Genomic DNA, 16678 nt, shown 5'->3' on the forward strand with positions numbered 1-16678 from the left:
TAGTAAAAGCAAATTAGCCGCTAACTTATTTTCTTTCTGAGGAATTTCAAAACCTCTTTACACATAGATATCTAGATGCTCAGTTTCATCGTCATCTTTATCTTTTGCCTGTGTCTTTTTAGGTTGAGTAATGTCTTGTTTATGTAAAATAGCAGGTTCTTCAGGAACAATATCAAGATCCAGCTCTTGATCATTTAACTGTTGCTGATTTTTACCTTGGTTTTGTTTTTGATGTGATTGCCCTTGCTCACTAATTTTGTAACGGGCATATTCATCCAATTGGCCACTTTCTTCATCAATTTCACGAGTAGCCGCATCCTTGGTTAAGGATTTAACCCTTAGTTTTTCAGGCTTTATTGGCGTAGTACGAACTTTTGTCAGTACTGTCGTGAAGATGTCCATCAAAAATCCTTATGAATTCAGTTGTATATACCTATCGACCTATTAATAAAAAACTTTATATCCTTAGACCACAATGTCATAAAATTTATTCAATTTAAAGCTTGCTCATTAAGCAATTTGCCTTTAAGGTAAAAAGCAATGACGTATTGTGCCATTTGTTAAGGCACACAAAATTAAGTACACAGAGATTAATACAAATGATTTTAAACCTGACTGCAATTCATCATCACCATCACACGAATTAGCCGATCAGGTTTATTCGCTGAGAGGCTATTGGCTCTTTCAGCGGAATAAAGAAAAGTAGTTACTTGAACCCCCGAAAGAGTCTGTCTCTCTCGGGGGTTTTCTCGTTTTTGGGGCTTACGAATTGTATATACAGGGCTAAAAACTACTTTTTCAACCAAGATAACTTATTAAATAATTTAGGAAATAAACCATGACTACAGAAACACGATTACGTATCGCAATGCAAAAGTCAGGGCGGTTAAGTGACGATACTCAAGCGTTACTTAAACGTTGTGGCTTAACTATTAATGTTGCAGACAGGCGTTTATTAGCACACGTAGCTAATATGCCAATCGACATTATGCGTGTTAGAAGTTCAGATATTCCTGGCTTAGTTATGGACGGTGTATGCGACTTAGGTATTGTTGGCGATAACACCTTAGAAGAAGCCTCACTTAAGCGCAAACTGATGGGTGATAAGTTTGAATATGTTAAAACTACACCACTTAACTTTGGTGGTTGTCGTTTATCTATTGCCATGCCCGAAGAATTTAATTATTCAAGTGTAGATGATTTAAACGGTTTACGATTTGCCACTACCTACCCTCAATTATTAAAACGCTGGGCAGATGAAAAAGGCATCAATGTTGAATTTTGTTTACTTAAAGGTTCGGTCGAAGTCGCGCCACGTGTTGGACTTGCTGATGGTATTTGCGATCTAGTATCAACAGGTGCAACGTTAGAGGCTAATGGATTAGTGGAAGTAGAAGAAGTCTTCCGCTCTAAAGCGTCACTCATTCAAACAGCATCTCCATTAACTGCTGAAAAACAGGCGATATTAGATACCCTGTTGCCTCGTATCATGGGCGTAATGAAAGCAAAAGAAAGCAAGTACATTATGCTACACGCGCCAAAAGACAAAATTGCGCAAGTTAGTGCTTTAATGCCAGGTAAAGAAACACCAACAGTTTTACCTCTAGCTGGCCGAGAAGATCTGGTAGCTGTGCACGTTGTCGCCACAGAAACATTTTTCTGGGAAACTATGGAAAGCTTAAAAGCGCTAGGTTGCAATTCTATTCTTGTCATGCCAATTGAAAAAATGATGGGGTAACCTGTGACTATTAGCATCATTAATTGGTCAGCACTTAACAAACAAGAGCAAACAAACGCGCTTTCGCGTCCTGCTCTTGCAGAAAGTGACCTATTGGCAACGCAAGTTGAAAACATTATCAATGAAGTAAAAACCAAAGGTGATAAAGCGCTATATGACTTAACATCACGATTTGACCAAGTAGAATTAACAAGATTAAAGGTTAGTGAAAATGAAGTTGACCAAGCGATAGCTTCATTGTCGCCTTCTAGAATGGCCGCTATTGAACAAGCGTATGGCCAAATTAAACGTTTTCACCAAGCACAACAGCCTCAAGATATTACCGTTGAAACTAGCCCAGGTGTAGTTTGCACGTTAAAAACTGAAGCGATTGAAAGTGTCGGTTTGTATATCCCTGCTGGCAGTGCTCCGCTTCCCTCAACGGTACTTATGTTGGGTGTTCCAGCACAATTAGCTGGTTGTACACGTAAAGTGTTGGTCAGCCCTCCAAATAAACAAGGTAAACTCGCACCAGAAGTATTAGCTGCGGCAAAGCTTTGTCAGATTGATGAAATATATGCCGTAGGTGGTGCGCAGGCTTGCGCTGCTCTTGCGTATGGCACAGAGACTATTGCCTCAGTGAATAAAATTTTTGGTCCGGGGAATAAGTTTGTGACAGAAGCTAAAACGCAACTTTCTCAGCAAGTGCCTGGTTTTGCCATCGATATGCCAGCAGGCCCTTCAGAAGTACTGGTGATTGCTGATAACCAAGCAAATCCTGCGTTTGTCGCCGCTGATTTGTTATCTCAAGCGGAACACGGTGCTGATAGCCAAGTTATTTTACTATCTGACAGTGCCTCACTAATTGACGAAGTTAATCGTGAACTGAAAGAACAAGTAACGACACTATCACGCAAAGATATTGCAGTTGCCGCATTGGCAAATAGCCGCTTAATACTTACTGACTCAATTGAACAAGCCTGCGCTATCTCGAATCATTATGCTCCGGAGCATTTAATCGTTCAAACAGACAATGCAGAGCAGCTTTTAACACAGCTTAGAAATGCAGGTTCTATTTTTCTCGGCGCATATACGCCTGAGTCAGCGGGCGACTATGCTAGTGGTACCAACCATGTTTTGCCAACCTACGGGTATTCGAAAGTGGTATCAAGCTTATCATTAGCGGATTTTTCACGCCGTTTTACTGTGCAACAAATTAGCCAGCAAGGTTTAGCCAATATCGCAGATTGCATCAAAGAACTAACTGATGCTGAAGGTTTAGATGCTCACAAGCGAGCGGTTACCATTCGATTAGAGGAAGCATAATCATGACAAGTGCAACAAAACTAGCTCGCCAAGAGCTGATCGACATGGTGCCCTATCAATCAGCACGACGTTTACAAGCAGGAAACGGTGAGTTCAATTCAAAGATTTGGCTTAATGCTAACGAGGCACCTGGTAATGGAGAGTATTCGGTAAATAGCGACTGCATTAACCGCTACCCAGATTTTCAGCCGAGCAACTTGATCCAAGCTTACAGCAACTATTCAGGTATATCACCTGACAACCTATTAGCTACCCGTGGTGCAGATGAAGGAATAGAGCTGATTATCCGAACCTTTTGCCGAGCATATCAAGACAGTATTTTAATTTGCCCGCCAACTTACGGCATGTATGCAATTAGTGCAGAAAACCATGGTGCTGAGGTAATAAAAGTGCCGTTAGTTGAACAGCAGCTAGACTTGGCAACACTTGAGAGCAAAGTTGGTCAAACAAAAGTAGTTTTTCTGTGTTCACCAGGTAATCCAACCGGTAATTTACTAAACAAGCAAGATATTCAAGCCACAATCGAAATGTTTGCCGACAGCGCCATCGTTGTGGTGGACGAAGCTTATATCGAATTTTCACCAGAGGCGACGACAGCAACATGGTTAAGTAAATACGATAACCTCATTGTACTAAGAACATTATCAAAAGCATTTGCACTCGCAGGTTTGCGCTGCGGTTTTACCTTGGCCAATAAAGCAATTATTGAGCTGTTAAGCAAAATTATTGCACCTTACCCAATTGCTGCTCCGGTGGCAGAAATTGCCAGTCGCGCGCTCAATGCTAACGGTCTAGAGCAAATGCAACATCGTGCTGAACAAACCCAGCAGCTTGCAAGCTCTTTGGCACTATGGCTAAACAAACAAACTTGGTGCAGCCAAGTATTTCCAACTCAAGCCAATTTTGTCTTGTTTCGGTGTCAGGATGAACAAAGTAAAACGTTTATTTTTGATTGCCTGATGGCCAATAACATTTTGATCCGTGATCAATCCAAACAGACACAACTAGAGTGCTGCCTACGTATCAGCATAGGTAGTGAGCAAGAGTTAAATCAATTAAAACAAACGCTAATAATGAGTTTTCAAACTCAAGAAAACCAACTGAAGGTAGTAGAGTAAATCATGTCACAACAAAATATTTTATTTATCGACCGCGACGGCACTTTGATTGAAGAGCCTATTACAGACAAGCAAGTCGACAGTTTAGAAAAGCTAGTATTTGAGCCATACGTTGTGCCTGTGTTGTTATCTTTACAGAAAAAAGGCTTTCGATTGGTTATGGTCTCTAATCAAGATGGTTTAGGCACTGACAGCTATCCGCAAGCCGACTTTGACCTGCCCCACAATAAAATGATGGAGCTTTTTAGTTCTCAAGGTGTGGTATTTGACGACGTATTAATCTGTCCACACTTTGATCATGAAAACTGTAGTTGTCGAAAGCCCAATTTAGGTTTAGTCAAAGATTACCTGCAACAGGGTAAAGTTAACTTTGCTAACTCTTACGTGATTGGTGATCGACAAACGGATATTCAGCTTGCTGAAAATATGGGCATTAAAGGCTTACGTTATGACAGGAATTCTCTTAACTGGCAAGACATCGCCGAGTTACTACTAACTCAGCCACGAGTGGCCAAAGTGGTACGCACCACCAAGGAAACTGACATCAGTGTGGCGGTAAATTTAGATAAAGTGGGTGAGGTTAATATTAATACCGGCCTGGGCTTTTTTGATCACATGTTAGAACAGATCGCAACACACGGCGGTTTTTCAATGACGGTGGCCGTTGATGGAGATTATCACATTGACGAACACCACAGCGTTGAAGATACCGCGTTAGCTTTAGGTCAAACCTTAAAACAGGCATTAGGTGATAAACGTGGTATAGGTCGTTTTGGTTTTGTATTACCTATGGATGAGTGTCGCGCCGAGTGTGCTATCGACCTTTCTGGTCGCCCTTGGCTAGAATTTGACGCTAAGTTTACTGACAACAACGTGGGCAAAATGTCGACGCAAATGGTATCTCACTTTTTTCGCTCACTAGCCGACGCCATGGCCATCACTTTGCACTTATCAACGTCAGAGGGTAATTGCCACCACCAAGTAGAAAGCTTGTTTAAGGTATTTGGCCGAGCACTTCGTCAAGCCATTGCCGTTAATGGTGATGTGTTACCAAGTTCAAAAGGCACACTGTAGCGAGTTACCCATGAGTAATGTAAATTCTAATATCGTCATAGTTGATACCGGCTGTGCCAACCTAGCTTCAGTACAATTTGCGGTAAACAAACTAGGGTATGAGGCGTTAGTGAGCGATGATAAATCTCTTATCGCAAGTGCTGACAAAGTTATCTTACCCGGTGTTGGCAGTGCTAAACATGCAATGGACAATATTAACTCCAAGGGGTTAGTGACAACATTACAGCAGTTGACTCAGCCAACCTTAGGTTTTTGTTTAGGCATGCAATTAATGGCTAGCTCATCGGCAGAAAGTAATACAGAAGAAAATGTTGCATGTTTAGGGCTTATTCCAACAGAAGTAACGCCGTTAAAAGCAGGTAACTTACGTTTACCTCACATGGGCTGGAATACCTTAGCATCGGTCAGTGATCATCCAGTGTTTGCTGGTATTAAGCCCGGTGACTATTTTTACTTTGTCCATAGTTTTGCGGCACCAATCAGTGATTATACTGTCGCAAGTTGTGATTACGGCAGTGAATTTTCCGCCGCAATTGCAAAAGACAACTTTATTGGCTGCCAATTTCACCCCGAGCGTTCAAGTAAACTCGGTAGCAGAATTATCCAGAATTTTTTAGAGATGTAACACCATGATGATCCCAGCAATAGACCTGATAAATGGCCAAGTGGTTCGTTTATATCAAGGTGATTATGAACAAAAAACACAATATCAATTTAGCCCTCAAGAGCGGCAACAAGCGTATTTTGAAGCCGGCGCCAAAGTGATGCACTTTGTCGATTTAGATGGCGCAAAAGATAGCAATAAGCGTCAGCTCGCCACATTAAAAACTGTAGTTTCTCACCCAGAAATGATCATACAAGTTGGTGGTGGCGTGCGCTGTGAACGAGACGTAATAGAGTTACTTGAACTTGGTGCCGATCGTGTGGTTATTGGCAGTTTGGCAATAAAACAACCAGAATTAGTTGCTCATTGGCTAGACAAATATGGCAGTGAAAAAATTGTTCTAGCGCTTGATATTAAAATCGATAAAAACGGCAAAAAAACGCTACCAACTCACGGCTGGATAAAAGACAGCGGCGTGGTTTTGGAAGATTTGTTAGCCATGTATCAAAACGCGGGTATAAAACATGTGTTATGTACTGATATTAGTAAAGATGGCACCTTAGCTGGCACTAACGTATCGCTTTATCAAGAACTTACTACTGCCTACCCTGATATCGCCTGGCAGGCCTCAGGCGGCATTGGTTCACTGGATGATATTAAGGCTTTGATCCCAACTGGTGTTAGTGGTGTTATTTTAGGTCGTTCATTATTAGAGGGTAAGTTCACCTTAGAGGAGGCAATTGCATGTTGGCCAAACGCATAATTCCTTGTTTAGACGTGCGCGATGGTAAAGTCGTAAAAGGTGTGCAATTTCGTAACCATGAAATTATTGGTGATATTGTGCCATTAGCGCAGCAATACGCTGAAGCGGGTGCTGATGAGTTGGTTTTTTACGATATTACGGCTAGCTCTGATGCTAGAGTGGTGGATAAAAGTTGGGTAAGTCGTATTGCACAGGTTATCGATATTCCTTTTTGCGTCGCAGGTGGTATCAAAACAGAACAAGATGCACAGCAAATATTAAAAATGGGCGCAGACAAAATTAGCATTAACTCCCCTGCTCTCGCTGACCCTGATCTTATTACTCGTTTAGCCGATAAATTTGGTCAGCAGTGTATTGTCGTAGGTATTGATAGTTTTTATCACAAAGAGCATCATCAATATCAGGTATATCAATTTACCGGTGATGAACATAAAACCCAAAAAACCACATGGACAACCTTTGACTGGATTGAAGAAGTACAAAAGCGTGGCGCAGGTGAAATTGTCCTTAATTGTATGAACCAAGATGGCGTTAGAAATGGTTATGATATTGAGCAATTAATTAAGGCAAGAGCGGTTTGCAATGTGCCTCTTATCGCGTCTGGTGGTGCTGGTGAAATAGCGCACTTTAGCGATGTATTTCAACAAGCCGACGTTGATGGCGCACTAGCGGCTAGTGTCTTTCACAAAGGCATCATCGACATGAACGATTTAAAACAAACACTGATACAGGCTGGAGTGAGCATTAGACCATGATCATTAATGAAAACAATGTTGAACAATTAGCGTGGCTAAAAATGGATAACCTGATCCCTGCAATCATTCAGCATCACAAAACCGGCGCCGTATTGATGCAAGGCTACATGTCTCAAGAAGCACTCTATGCCACCTTAACATCTGGAAATGCCACCTTTTTTAGTCGCTCTAAACAAGCGTTGTGGGTTAAAGGTGAAACGTCTGGCAATTATTTAAAAGTAAAACAAATACTCACAGACTGTGACAAAGACAGTTTATTACTCTCGTGTGAGCCAATTGGCCCTAGCTGTCACTTGGGTACTGAATCTTGTTTTCCAGAGCAACAACTGACAACACAAAACTTCTTAAGTCAACTTGAACAAGTTATTGCCACAAGGCAGCAAAATGCTCCAGATAACAGCTACACAGCGCAATTGTTTGCCAAAGGCACCACCAAAATTGCACAAAAAGTGGGCGAAGAAGGCGTTGAGGTTGCTCTTGCCGCAGTTGCAGAAACCAAGCAAGATCTATTAGGTGAATGTGCTGATTTGTTTTATCACACCTTAGTGTTACTTAGAGATAAAAACATTGAACTGTCGGAAGTTATGGATGTATTACAAAAACGCCACAACAAATAATTGATTACTGTAAAGAGAGTAAACCATACTCTCTCTTTACACTTATACCAATTGAAATAAATATTATATCGCGTGTAAGTCATTTGCCATTGAGCATGTAAGCGTATTCATTACCGCTTTGCAGTTTACAAAAATAAAAAACTAGACTTATCAATAATTAATCAAATTAGACATTTGTAAAATAAATATACTGGTCTGATAAGTGTTGATCATCTTAAATTAGCCCTGTAGTATAGCGCTCCGCAATCACACGGATTATTTATTCAACAGCTAAGGAATAGCTTATGTTTAAGTACTGGTCTATAAAAAAGTATGGCAGTAAATTATTGCCACAGCTTGAAAAACACTACGGTGAAAATACGTTTTACACCGCCTCACAAATTCGTACTATCGTCTACAAAAAAGATTTTAACCCTAGCTATTTGCCTCTGGGCTATATCTTATTCCTTGATCCTGCAAGGCTAGACGGTGTTTTGGCCAAAGAGTTTCCTGAGGTCAAAGTAAATGAATACAAAAAAGAGATATTAACTTTCTTAGAAGAGAAAAGTTACAACGGCTTTTTATTAACACTTCAGTAAAAGCCGTAAAAGTAAATCGATGATGCATTGTGCCTCTTACCTGAGTTTGGGTATTATTAAACTTTGTTTTTAGGAGTGCACAATGAATCAGATTGATTGGCGATTAAAACGCTTTGATGAACTAGATATTAATGAACTTTATGACGCGCTAAAGCTGCGAGTTGACGTATTTGTTGTTGAACAAACCTGTTATTACCCTGAGTTAGATAATCTCGACCGCGACCCTAATACACTACATTTATTGGCATACCAACAAGACAAACTTATTGCCTACCTTCGCATACTGCCCAATGGAACAAGTTATACTGACTACCCAGCAATTGGACGAGTTGTTATCGAACATTCCGCCAGAGGTACAGGGTTAGGTCACCGGCTAATGAAGCGTGCTTTAACCGCTTGCCAAAGCCACTTTCCCAATTTGGGAGTAAAAATATCAGCACAAGAGCACTTAGAAAGTTTTTATAATCATCATGGCTTTCTACGTTGTTCTGACATGTATTTAGAAGATGGTATCCCTCACATTAGCATGGTGAAAAGTCAGCTTGAATAAAATAAAAGTTAAAGGCTATTGCCTTTAACTCATTATAAATAAACGTATATTTTCAAGGCCTAATATCACCAGTGTTGCAAAGCTTGAAATCATGCCCCAGAACCTGAACTTTGTTGGTCCCTGAGATTTAGTAATTCCAATACCATGCAAAACGCGACCAATAAAAAATGCTGCTCCCACACCGTGCAACAACACCTGGTGGCTGCCATTTAATTCAGCACTCGCTAATAGTAATAATGCGATAGGGGTATATTCAGCAAAATTACCATGCACTCGAATTGCTTGCGCCAATTCTGCATGACCACCATCACCAATACCAGTTTGATATTTGTATCTCAGTTTGATAATACGATAAGCCAAAATCACGTAGAGAATAGCCAGAAGACCTAAATAAAATCCAGTAATAGATAAGTTCACACTCAACCTTTTTACATTAACGACATTTAGGTTTAGTTTAGCGGTTATTTTACCAAGTCAAAGAGGTTATTTATGTCATTTTTCATTGAATAACTGACACTTGGTAAAAAAACACAACAAAATTAAACAATCTGTTTTTATTTTGTCGTATTGATTGACTAGGATATGCGAGTTTTTTACTCAAGTAGAGGCTTTTGAGAAGGAGCAAATAAATAATAAAGTAAAGCCCCGATATTAATCACAGGCATCACACCTAACATTCTTGCATACCTTAGGTTTTTGCCTTTTGCTCTTGCGATTATTAAACAAGGGAAAGCAAAGATAATTATTTGTAGGGGGATAAGCACATACAGCACATGTAACTCACCTGTTCTAAGCATTTCAAACAGATCGGCTAGTTGATTAAAAATTTCCATAAAAATCCCTTTAACTATTAAATTACAAGATCGGAAGCTACTAAAACATCAGTAATACCAATTCAATTAACTATTTCCAAAAATAAACATCCTATTCCTAGTGTTAAACCATAGCACCTGTACAATTAGTAAACAAGAATGAAAAATGTAACAGCCTTTGACATTTTGACCTGTCTGCAAGTTATACCATTTAGCTTAAATGCATATATACAAAAAGGCCCATCTTTGAGGATGGGCCTTTATCAGTTAATTACCGTGTTATTTTTGTTAATTACTTCTCTTTCATGTTCCAAAGTATACCTTGGTCACTTCCCATCACAGTTGTCGGCAATTTACCATCCCACTGTTGGGCTTTAACATACTCAACTAACACTTTACTTGCTTTAATTGCTTCTGCTTTTTTCTGTATCGCTTCCGCTTCTGCCATGCCTTTTAGTTTTATCGCCTCGGCTTCAGCTTTCGCTTCTGTAATAATCGCATATGCTGAGCCATCGGCACGAGCCTTTTCAGCATCACGTTTAGCTTCAGCAGTGTTTACTTCACGTTGTGCTTCCAGTTTTTGACGCTCTAATCGATGCTCTTCAGCTGCTGCTAAGTTCTTTTCCGTTTGTTTGGTTTCAATACTTTGCAAATATTTAGGTGGAAGTACCAAGTTTTCAATTTGCACGCTGTCGAGTTTCACCGGAAAATCTGTCATTTCGGCCAATAAGGTTTCTTCTATCTTTTGAATAACCTGGCCTCGGTTTTGAACAATTTGCTCTGCTTTAAAACGTGCTAAAGCATCTTTGGTTGCCGAGCGTAAACGTGGATCTAAAATACGATTTTCAAACTGATCTAAACCACCGTAGTTTTTATAAAGCTCAAAAGCTTCTGAGCGGATTACTGTCCAGTTTACTGAAACTTCTGCAGTTACTGGCATTTGTTCATGAGTTGATGCCTTTAATGATTCAGTATTTTTACGGGTACGAATTTCTAATTCTTCAACCGTATCAGCAAAAGGCACTTTAGTGTGTAGTCCTGGATTTTCTTGCGCTGTCGCTTCACCAAACCGTTTAACTATACCAACATGACCTTCATCAATGGTATAAAACGTCATCCACGCACCTATGACTAGTGCAGTACCAATTAGGCCCTTAGTCATGTGTTTAGCCAGCTTAGTAGTTTCTAACGTTGTAGGCTGAGATGATTGTCCACTTTTTAGCATAATAATACTCCTTAATAAGCTATGCGACTTTGACATAATATGTCATTGGTTTTTTACAAGTCAAGCAAACTTTTGCCCATTAGTCTTGGCAGTCACTATATTTATTACAGCTAGCATAAGATTAAATTACTTTAATTTTAAATGAGTTAACTTGATATGAGCTTGTGATGAAATAACGTTTTTTATTTTATTAATACATAAAATAAAAAGGCTTACCGAAGTAAGCCTTTAAAATACAAATAACTTTATAACGTGTTAAGCAAGTTTTTCCGCAAGGATAGCGCTAACTTGATCAACAGGCTGCGTGCCATCGATTGTAATATAACTACATGCACCAGCTTGTGCTTCAGTTTTGTAGTAATCAACTAATGGCTTGGTTTGCTCGTGGTAAATACCTAAGCGTTTACGCACTGTCGCTTCTTCGTCATCAGGACGAACAACAAGCTCTTCACCTGTTTCATCATCTTTGCCTTCAACCTTTGGTGGGTTGTAAACAATATGATAAACACGACCAGAACCAGGGTGAACACGACGGCCAGCCATACGCTCAACAATCACTTCATCTGGAACATCAAACTCAATTACGCTGTCAACATCAACACCGTTTTCCTTCATTGCGTCAGCTTGAGGAATTGTGCGAGGAAAGCCATCGAGCAAGAAGCCTTTTTGACAGTCATCTTGCGCAATACGCTCTTTAACCAAACCGATGATTAAATCATCTGAAACCAGTTGACCTGCATCCATCACTTCTTTGGCTTTTTTACCTAGTTCAGTACCTGCTTTAATAGCAGCACGTAACATATCGCCAGTAGAAATTTGAGGAATGCCATATTTGGCCATTAAAAATTGTGCCTGTGTGCCTTTACCAGCACCCGGTGCACCTAACAAAATAATGCGCATAGCACTTTGCCCTATCTGTTAAATATACTCATTTGGCAGTTAAACTCGACATCAGGTGTCATAATTAAACCGCCAAATGAGTAGAAGTAATCGGTTTAATTAAAGTGCAACACTATACATTTTCAGCGTTGAGCAAACAAGCCTCAATTCGCCACATGGTTCATTAATCAGCCACTTTTGCACCAATTTTCGACTAATGTCTATAGAGCAATTGCAATTTCACGCCTTTGCCACAACTTATTTTACACTTCAAAAATAAAATAGTATCCGTACGCAACAACAAATGCCGGTATAGATGAATACAAGGTTGCCATTATTGCTACTTTAGGTGATAACGCAATAGCGGGAAACAAGGCATCGCCGTCATTACTAATGGCATTACCAATTTGAGCTGAAAGTGGAATTGCTCCTGACAAATATAGAGTTGTCGTGATAATTTGCGGTCCACAACCAGGGATCATACCGATCACAACACCGATAAAAGGTAATAAACTGGGTATAGCAGTAAACACTTGTGTTAAATCTAGTTTGGTATAAAAAACTAATAGTTCAAACATTAAAAATGCAATTACCACCCAACTAGTTATAAAGTTGGTATCTAATGCAACACGTTGAAATGTTTTACTATGTGTTGATTTCTTATCCTCTGCCACTATTGATTCGAAATCTTTCACTTCTGTTGTGGTTGCCCATAAAACAATGAACACAAGAACAATGAGAGCACCGAGCACTTGAATGGTGTTATCAGAGATAAAAAACCAAGTTTCTACATCCTGTTGAGCGGCCATAAATAAGCCTACAACAGCTCCAGGAATAACAAGCCATTGCCATAAAAGTCCTTGAGATTTAATACGTTTTGATTGTTTTGGAAACCAACGACGACAAGCGGTATGCTCTTTTGAGCAATCTAGAGCGGGTTTTAAAAAGTCTTGCCCATGTATACGATCAACGATTAACCCTGAAATAATGCCAACACTAAAGGATAATATAATCACGAACAATCCTGTTTCGGGTTGTGCTGCCAGTAATAAAAAAGCCGCATCTCCCATCGTTGCCGTTAGTACCGCGACAATTGCGCCAAAACTCATAGAGCCTGAAACGAATTGAGTGATAACAATAATTGCACCTCCACAACCAGGAATTACGCCCATAAAACTGGCCAATACAATTTTCCATGGACCCGTTGGAGCAAAGCTTTTTTGTCGTGCAATTAAAGACACTCGATGAGCCACTAAATGATAAACAATCAGCGTTAGAGCAACAAACACAGCAACTTGCCAAAATGCATCTGACATTACTCTGAGTGTTAGCTCTCTGGTATCTGGCAAGGCCAAAAATACCAAGAGCAGCACAGGTACAATCAACCGTCGATAACAGGGTAGCAACTCATTCAATTGAATAAAGGCTAGTCGAGTGTGCGTTAAAAAAGCCATTATTTACCCAGTTATTGCACAACGTAAATCAGCAACAAGCAAACATTGACGATACTGCTTTAGTTTATTTATGTTCCCCATAATAAAAGGCTAATGTAACGTTGTATTTAAGTCATTTAACATAGACTGTAAACGCGTCAGTTCGTTTAAGCAGTTGTCACAAATAGGATGTTTTTTCGAAAATGCCAATATAGGTTTTAACGTGATAGATAAGGCTTTAATGGCGATTAACTTCACGTCTTCACAAGATTGCTCGTTGTCTGCGAGATTGACTAAGTACTCATGTGGTAATTTTAAATACCGTAAGGCAACGTCCATTTCTCCTTGCGCTTCAAACAAAGCCGATAAGTTATGACAAGTACAGATCCACGCCATCAAAATATCGCTTGAATACGGCTGATGTTTGTATGCATCAGCTAATAACTCATAGGCTTCAGTATAATAAAACTCTGCCTGCAACCAACGACCATCGTGAAAACATTCGTTGCCATTATTTAATAAAGATTGCCATTGTTGATGTTCCATAAAGCGTCCTTACTTTACTTGTGCAAGATATTGCTCAACACGTTCTTGATTCATAACAACACCAGACTTTATTTGTTGCCACTTATTTTTTACTTGCTCGAGGTTGTTTGGCGCACCAACTTGAATCACTCCTAACATACCTAGAGCAAAATGAGGTGTACATTTATATAGATAAACGCCCTCTGCAGAAAACGTTATTGTGACCTCAGTGCCCATGGCGGAGTTAAAGGCAGTAGCATTATTTGGTAATGCAATAGATTCAGCATTATGCGTTGCATCAGACGGAATAAAAGTGATGGTATCTCCCTTGTCGATTTTGATAAAGCCAGGCGACATCATCATAGACTGACCACCATCAGCCATAGTTAGCAATTTAACTTGATGATTTTTAGCAAAAACCGCCGAAGAGAAAACAAAAGAAATAGCGAAAATAAATAGGTTTTTAACGTTCATGATTAACTCCATACAAACAGCAACCAAATAATAATCATTACCATTTAGATTATCAATAAAGAATTTTATTTATTTTTCACCGTTTTGATTTAAAACAATCCCTTGCACCGAATACAAACAAAAAAGGCGCCGAAGCGCCTTTTGCATTATGAAATATATAAACGAATTTTACTTCGTTAAACTCATCATCAACTTGTTCAACTTAGTAACAAATGATGCTGGATCTTTTAGGCTACCACGCTCAGCCAGTGTTGCTTGCTCAAACAATACTTCAACCCATTGGTTAAACTTGTCATCGTCTGCTTCATCAGCAACGTGTTTAACTAAGTCATGTTCTGCGTTGATTTCAAAAATTGGCTTAATTTCTGGTACTTCTTGACCCACTTGCGCCATTAATTTTTGCATCTGAATGCTCATGTCGTCATCAGCAGTAACGATTACCGCTGGTGAATCAGTTAAACGGTGAGAAATTTTCACCTCTTTGACCTTATCACCAAGCGCTTCTTTCATACGCGCGGTCACAGAATCAAATTCTTTTTCCAGTTTTTCTTGCGCTTCTTTTGTCTCTTCATCGTCAAGCTTGCTCAGATCTACGCCACCACGAGCAACAGACTGTAACGTTTTACCGTCAAATTCTGTTAAATGGCTCACTAACCACTCATCAATGCGATCTGACATCAATAACACTTCAATGCCTTTCTTGCGGAACACTTCAAGGTGTGGACTATTTTTAGCCGCTTCAAAGCTGTCAGCTACCACATAATAAATCTTGTCTTGACCTTCCTTCATACGTTCAACATATTCAGGTAAAGAAACGTTCTGCGTGCTGTTATCTTCATGGGTAGAGGCAAAACGCAACAACTTACCAATTTGCTCTTTGTTAGCAAAATCTTCTGCTGGGCCTTCTTTTAACACTTGACCAAATTCATTCCAGAATGACTGATACTGCTCTTTATCTTTAGTGCCCAATTTTTCAAGCATCTTAAGCACACGCTTTGTACACCCTTTACGAATGGCCTGTGTTACTTTGTTATCTTGTAAAATTTCACGCGACACGTTTAACGGTAGGTCATTAGAGTCAAGTAAACCTTTAACGAAGCGTAAATATGTTGGCATAAATTGTTCAGCGTCATCCATAATAAATACGCGCTGGACGTAGAGCTTTAAGCCATGTTGCTTTTCACGGTTGTATAAATCAAATGGCGCTTTGCTAGGAATGTAAAGCAATGATGTATATTCAGTCTTACCTTCTACCTTGTTGTGTTCCCAAAGTAATGGGTCAGCAAAATCGTGTGATACGTGTTTATAAAACTCTTTATATTCATCTTCTGAAACATCAGCTTTTTCACGTGTCCACAATGCGGTCGCTTTATTTACGGGTTCCCATTGAGCAGGCACTGCATCACGAGCTTCAACAGCTGGCGTCACTACATTGCCATCTTCATCTTTTACTTCGTCTTGTGCTTCAATCGCAGGAATTTCTTGCGACAACATTTCAACAGATACTGAAATGTGATCTGAGTATTTAGTAACAATTGAACGTAAGCGCCAGTCATCCAAGAACTCTTTTTCATCTTCTTTTAAATGTAAAATGATATCTGTTCCGCGATTGGCTTTTTCGATTTTTCGAGTGGTAAATTGACCTTCACCTTCACTTTGCCATTCAACTGCTTCACTAGCAGCAACACCTGCGGCACGTGAACGTACGGTAACTTTGTCAGCTACGATAAATGCTGAATAAAAACCAACACCAAACTGGCCAATGAGTTGTGAATCAGATGCTTGATCACCTGATAATTTTGAAAAGAACTCTGCTGTACCTGATTTTGCAATAGTACCTAAATGTTCAATAATTTGCTCGTGTGTCATACCAATACCATTATCAGAGATGGTAACGGTATTATTGTCTCTATCAGCACTTACACGAACACGTAAATTCGCATCACCTTCGTAAAGATCAGCATTTTTTAATGCTTCAAAACGCAATTTGTCAGATGCATCAGCCGCATTTGAGACCAATTCACGCAAGAAAATTTCTTTGTTGCTGTATAGTGAGTGAATCATCAATTGAAGTAATTTAGATACTTCTGTTTGAAAACCATGAACTTCTGGTTGACCTGTCTCAGACATCTGAGCCATCTCCTATTTATCTATCTTTACCAATTTATACAATGAGGCCTTCCGATAAGGGCTAGACCTCCAGATAAAGCAGATATGGGGATAGTAAA

Annotated in this window: 19 protein-coding genes; 10 read left to right on the forward strand and 9 right to left on the reverse strand. The window is 39.6% G+C overall.

Annotation, left to right across the window (positions count from 1 at the left end):
- Window positions 1-57: 57 nt before the first annotated feature.
- Entirely contained in the window at window positions 58-402 is a 345-nt protein-coding gene (locus IE199_RS17600) for a hypothetical protein (RefSeq protein WP_189773273.1), read from the reverse strand.
- A 436-nt stretch (window positions 403-838) separates the two neighbouring features.
- Here IE199_RS17600 and hisG point away from each other — a divergent pair, with 436 nt between their 5' ends.
- From hisG to IE199_RS17650, 10 genes are all read left to right on the forward strand, one after another.
- On the forward strand, window positions 839-1738 hold the full coding sequence (hisG, locus tag IE199_RS17605) for an ATP phosphoribosyltransferase (RefSeq protein ID WP_189773275.1): 900 nt from the start codon (window positions 839-841) through the stop codon (window positions 1736-1738).
- A 3-nt stretch (window positions 1739-1741) separates the two neighbouring features.
- Window positions 1742-3043: a histidinol dehydrogenase gene (gene hisD, locus IE199_RS17610; RefSeq protein WP_373304825.1), complete on the forward strand. Its 1302-nt coding sequence runs from the start codon at window positions 1742-1744 to the stop codon at window positions 3041-3043.
- Between the two features lie 2 nt (window positions 3044-3045).
- Window positions 3046-4161: a histidinol-phosphate transaminase gene (gene hisC / locus IE199_RS17615; RefSeq protein WP_189773277.1), complete on the forward strand. Its 1116-nt coding sequence runs from the start codon at window positions 3046-3048 to the stop codon at window positions 4159-4161.
- A 3-nt stretch (window positions 4162-4164) separates the two neighbouring features.
- Entirely contained in the window at window positions 4165-5235 is a 1071-nt protein-coding gene (gene hisB, locus IE199_RS17620; protein ID WP_189773279.1) for a bifunctional histidinol-phosphatase/imidazoleglycerol-phosphate dehydratase HisB, read from the forward strand.
- Window positions 5236-5245: 10 nt separating this feature from the next.
- Window positions 5246-5860, forward strand: coding sequence for an imidazole glycerol phosphate synthase subunit HisH (gene hisH / locus IE199_RS17625; protein WP_189773281.1), 615 nt, complete (start codon window positions 5246-5248; stop codon window positions 5858-5860).
- 4 nt (window positions 5861-5864) lie between these two features.
- Window positions 5865-6602, forward strand: a complete 738-nt coding sequence (gene hisA / locus IE199_RS17630) for a 1-(5-phosphoribosyl)-5-[(5-phosphoribosylamino)methylideneamino]imidazole-4-carboxamide isomerase (RefSeq protein WP_189773283.1) — start codon at window positions 5865-5867, stop codon at window positions 6600-6602.
- Window positions 6584-7357 carry an imidazole glycerol phosphate synthase subunit HisF gene (gene hisF, locus IE199_RS17635; RefSeq protein ID WP_189773286.1) on the forward strand — a complete coding sequence of 258 codons (774 nt, stop codon included), beginning with the start codon at window positions 6584-6586 and terminating at the stop codon, window positions 7355-7357. The genes hisA and hisF overlap by 19 nt, the downstream gene beginning before the upstream one ends.
- Window positions 7354-7974: a bifunctional phosphoribosyl-AMP cyclohydrolase/phosphoribosyl-ATP diphosphatase HisIE gene (gene hisIE / locus IE199_RS17640; protein ID WP_189773288.1), complete on the forward strand. Its 621-nt coding sequence runs from the start codon at window positions 7354-7356 to the stop codon at window positions 7972-7974. The genes hisF and hisIE overlap by 4 nt, the downstream gene beginning before the upstream one ends.
- A gap of 284 nt (window positions 7975-8258) precedes the next feature.
- Entirely contained in the window at window positions 8259-8552 is a 294-nt protein-coding gene (locus IE199_RS17645) for a DUF6559 family protein (protein WP_189773290.1), read from the forward strand.
- 91 nt (window positions 8553-8643) lie between these two features.
- A complete protein-coding gene (locus IE199_RS17650) occupies window positions 8644-9102 on the forward strand; it encodes a GNAT family N-acetyltransferase (protein WP_373304826.1) in 459 nt (152 codons plus the stop codon).
- Window positions 9103-9126: 24 nt separating this feature from the next.
- On the opposite strand, the gene IE199_RS17655 is transcribed toward IE199_RS17650, so the two are convergent.
- From IE199_RS17655 to htpG, 8 genes are all read right to left on the reverse strand, one after another.
- Window positions 9127-9519, reverse strand: a complete 393-nt coding sequence (locus IE199_RS17655; RefSeq protein ID WP_189773294.1) for an MAPEG family protein — start codon at window positions 9517-9519, stop codon at window positions 9127-9129.
- A 176-nt stretch (window positions 9520-9695) separates the two neighbouring features.
- The gene (locus IE199_RS17660; RefSeq protein ID WP_189773296.1) at window positions 9696-9935 is read right to left on the reverse strand and encodes a hypothetical protein; all 240 of its coding nucleotides are present in this window, start codon (window positions 9933-9935) and stop codon (window positions 9696-9698) included.
- Between the two features lie 271 nt (window positions 9936-10206).
- The gene (locus IE199_RS17665; RefSeq protein WP_189773298.1) at window positions 10207-11139 is read right to left on the reverse strand and encodes an SPFH domain-containing protein; all 933 of its coding nucleotides are present in this window, start codon (window positions 11137-11139) and stop codon (window positions 10207-10209) included.
- Window positions 11140-11394: 255 nt separating this feature from the next.
- Window positions 11395-12039, reverse strand: a complete 645-nt coding sequence (gene adk, locus IE199_RS17670; protein ID WP_189773300.1) for an adenylate kinase — start codon at window positions 12037-12039, stop codon at window positions 11395-11397.
- 242 nt (window positions 12040-12281) lie between these two features.
- Entirely contained in the window at window positions 12282-13472 is a 1191-nt protein-coding gene (locus IE199_RS17675) for a putative manganese transporter (RefSeq protein WP_189773302.1), read from the reverse strand.
- A 90-nt stretch (window positions 13473-13562) separates the two neighbouring features.
- Window positions 13563-13997 carry a DUF2753 family protein gene (locus tag IE199_RS17680; RefSeq protein ID WP_189773304.1) on the reverse strand — a complete coding sequence of 145 codons (435 nt, stop codon included), beginning with the start codon at window positions 13995-13997 and terminating at the stop codon, window positions 13563-13565.
- A 9-nt stretch (window positions 13998-14006) separates the two neighbouring features.
- The gene (locus tag IE199_RS17685; RefSeq protein ID WP_189773306.1) at window positions 14007-14450 is read right to left on the reverse strand and encodes a pseudoazurin; all 444 of its coding nucleotides are present in this window, start codon (window positions 14448-14450) and stop codon (window positions 14007-14009) included.
- Between the two features lie 168 nt (window positions 14451-14618).
- Complete coding sequence (gene htpG / locus IE199_RS17690; protein WP_189773308.1) at window positions 14619-16580, reverse strand: molecular chaperone HtpG; 1962 nt, start codon at window positions 16578-16580, stop codon at window positions 14619-14621.
- Window positions 16581-16678 lie beyond the last annotated feature (98 nt).

Source organism: Thalassotalea marina (genome assembly GCF_014656435.1).
GTDB lineage: Bacteria > Pseudomonadota > Gammaproteobacteria > Enterobacterales > Alteromonadaceae > Thalassotalea_C > Thalassotalea_C marina.

Bases quoted from the DNA above. Each gene is read 5' to 3' on its own strand.
- IE199_RS17600 (WP_189773273.1), bottom strand. From the start codon at position 402: ATGGACATCTTCACGACAGTACTGACAAAAGTTCGTACTACGCCAATA.
- hisG (WP_189773275.1), top strand. From the start codon at position 839: ATGACTACAGAAACACGATTACGTATCGCAATGCAAAAGTCAGGGCGG.
- hisC (WP_189773277.1), top strand. From the start codon at position 3,046: ATGACAAGTGCAACAAAACTAGCTCGCCAAGAGCTGATCGACATGGTG.
- hisB (WP_189773279.1), top strand. From the start codon at position 4,165: ATGTCACAACAAAATATTTTATTTATCGACCGCGACGGCACTTTGATT.
- hisH (WP_189773281.1), top strand. From the start codon at position 5,246: ATGAGTAATGTAAATTCTAATATCGTCATAGTTGATACCGGCTGTGCC.
- hisA (WP_189773283.1), top strand. From the start codon at position 5,865: ATGATGATCCCAGCAATAGACCTGATAAATGGCCAAGTGGTTCGTTTA.
- hisF (WP_189773286.1), top strand. From the start codon at position 6,584: ATGTTGGCCAAACGCATAATTCCTTGTTTAGACGTGCGCGATGGTAAA.
- hisIE (WP_189773288.1), top strand. From the start codon at position 7,354: ATGATCATTAATGAAAACAATGTTGAACAATTAGCGTGGCTAAAAATG.
- IE199_RS17645 (WP_189773290.1), top strand. From the start codon at position 8,259: ATGTTTAAGTACTGGTCTATAAAAAAGTATGGCAGTAAATTATTGCCA.
- IE199_RS17660 (WP_189773296.1), bottom strand. From the start codon at position 9,935: ATGGAAATTTTTAATCAACTAGCCGATCTGTTTGAAATGCTTAGAACA.
- IE199_RS17665 (WP_189773298.1), bottom strand. From the start codon at position 11,139: ATGCTAAAAAGTGGACAATCATCTCAGCCTACAACGTTAGAAACTACT.
- adk (WP_189773300.1), bottom strand. From the start codon at position 12,039: ATGCGCATTATTTTGTTAGGTGCACCGGGTGCTGGTAAAGGCACACAG.
- IE199_RS17675 (WP_189773302.1), bottom strand. From the start codon at position 13,472: ATGGCTTTTTTAACGCACACTCGACTAGCCTTTATTCAATTGAATGAG.
- IE199_RS17680 (WP_189773304.1), bottom strand. From the start codon at position 13,997: ATGGAACATCAACAATGGCAATCTTTATTAAATAATGGCAACGAATGT.
- IE199_RS17685 (WP_189773306.1), bottom strand. From the start codon at position 14,450: ATGAACGTTAAAAACCTATTTATTTTCGCTATTTCTTTTGTTTTCTCT.
- htpG (WP_189773308.1), bottom strand. From the start codon at position 16,580: ATGTCTGAGACAGGTCAACCAGAAGTTCATGGTTTTCAAACAGAAGTA.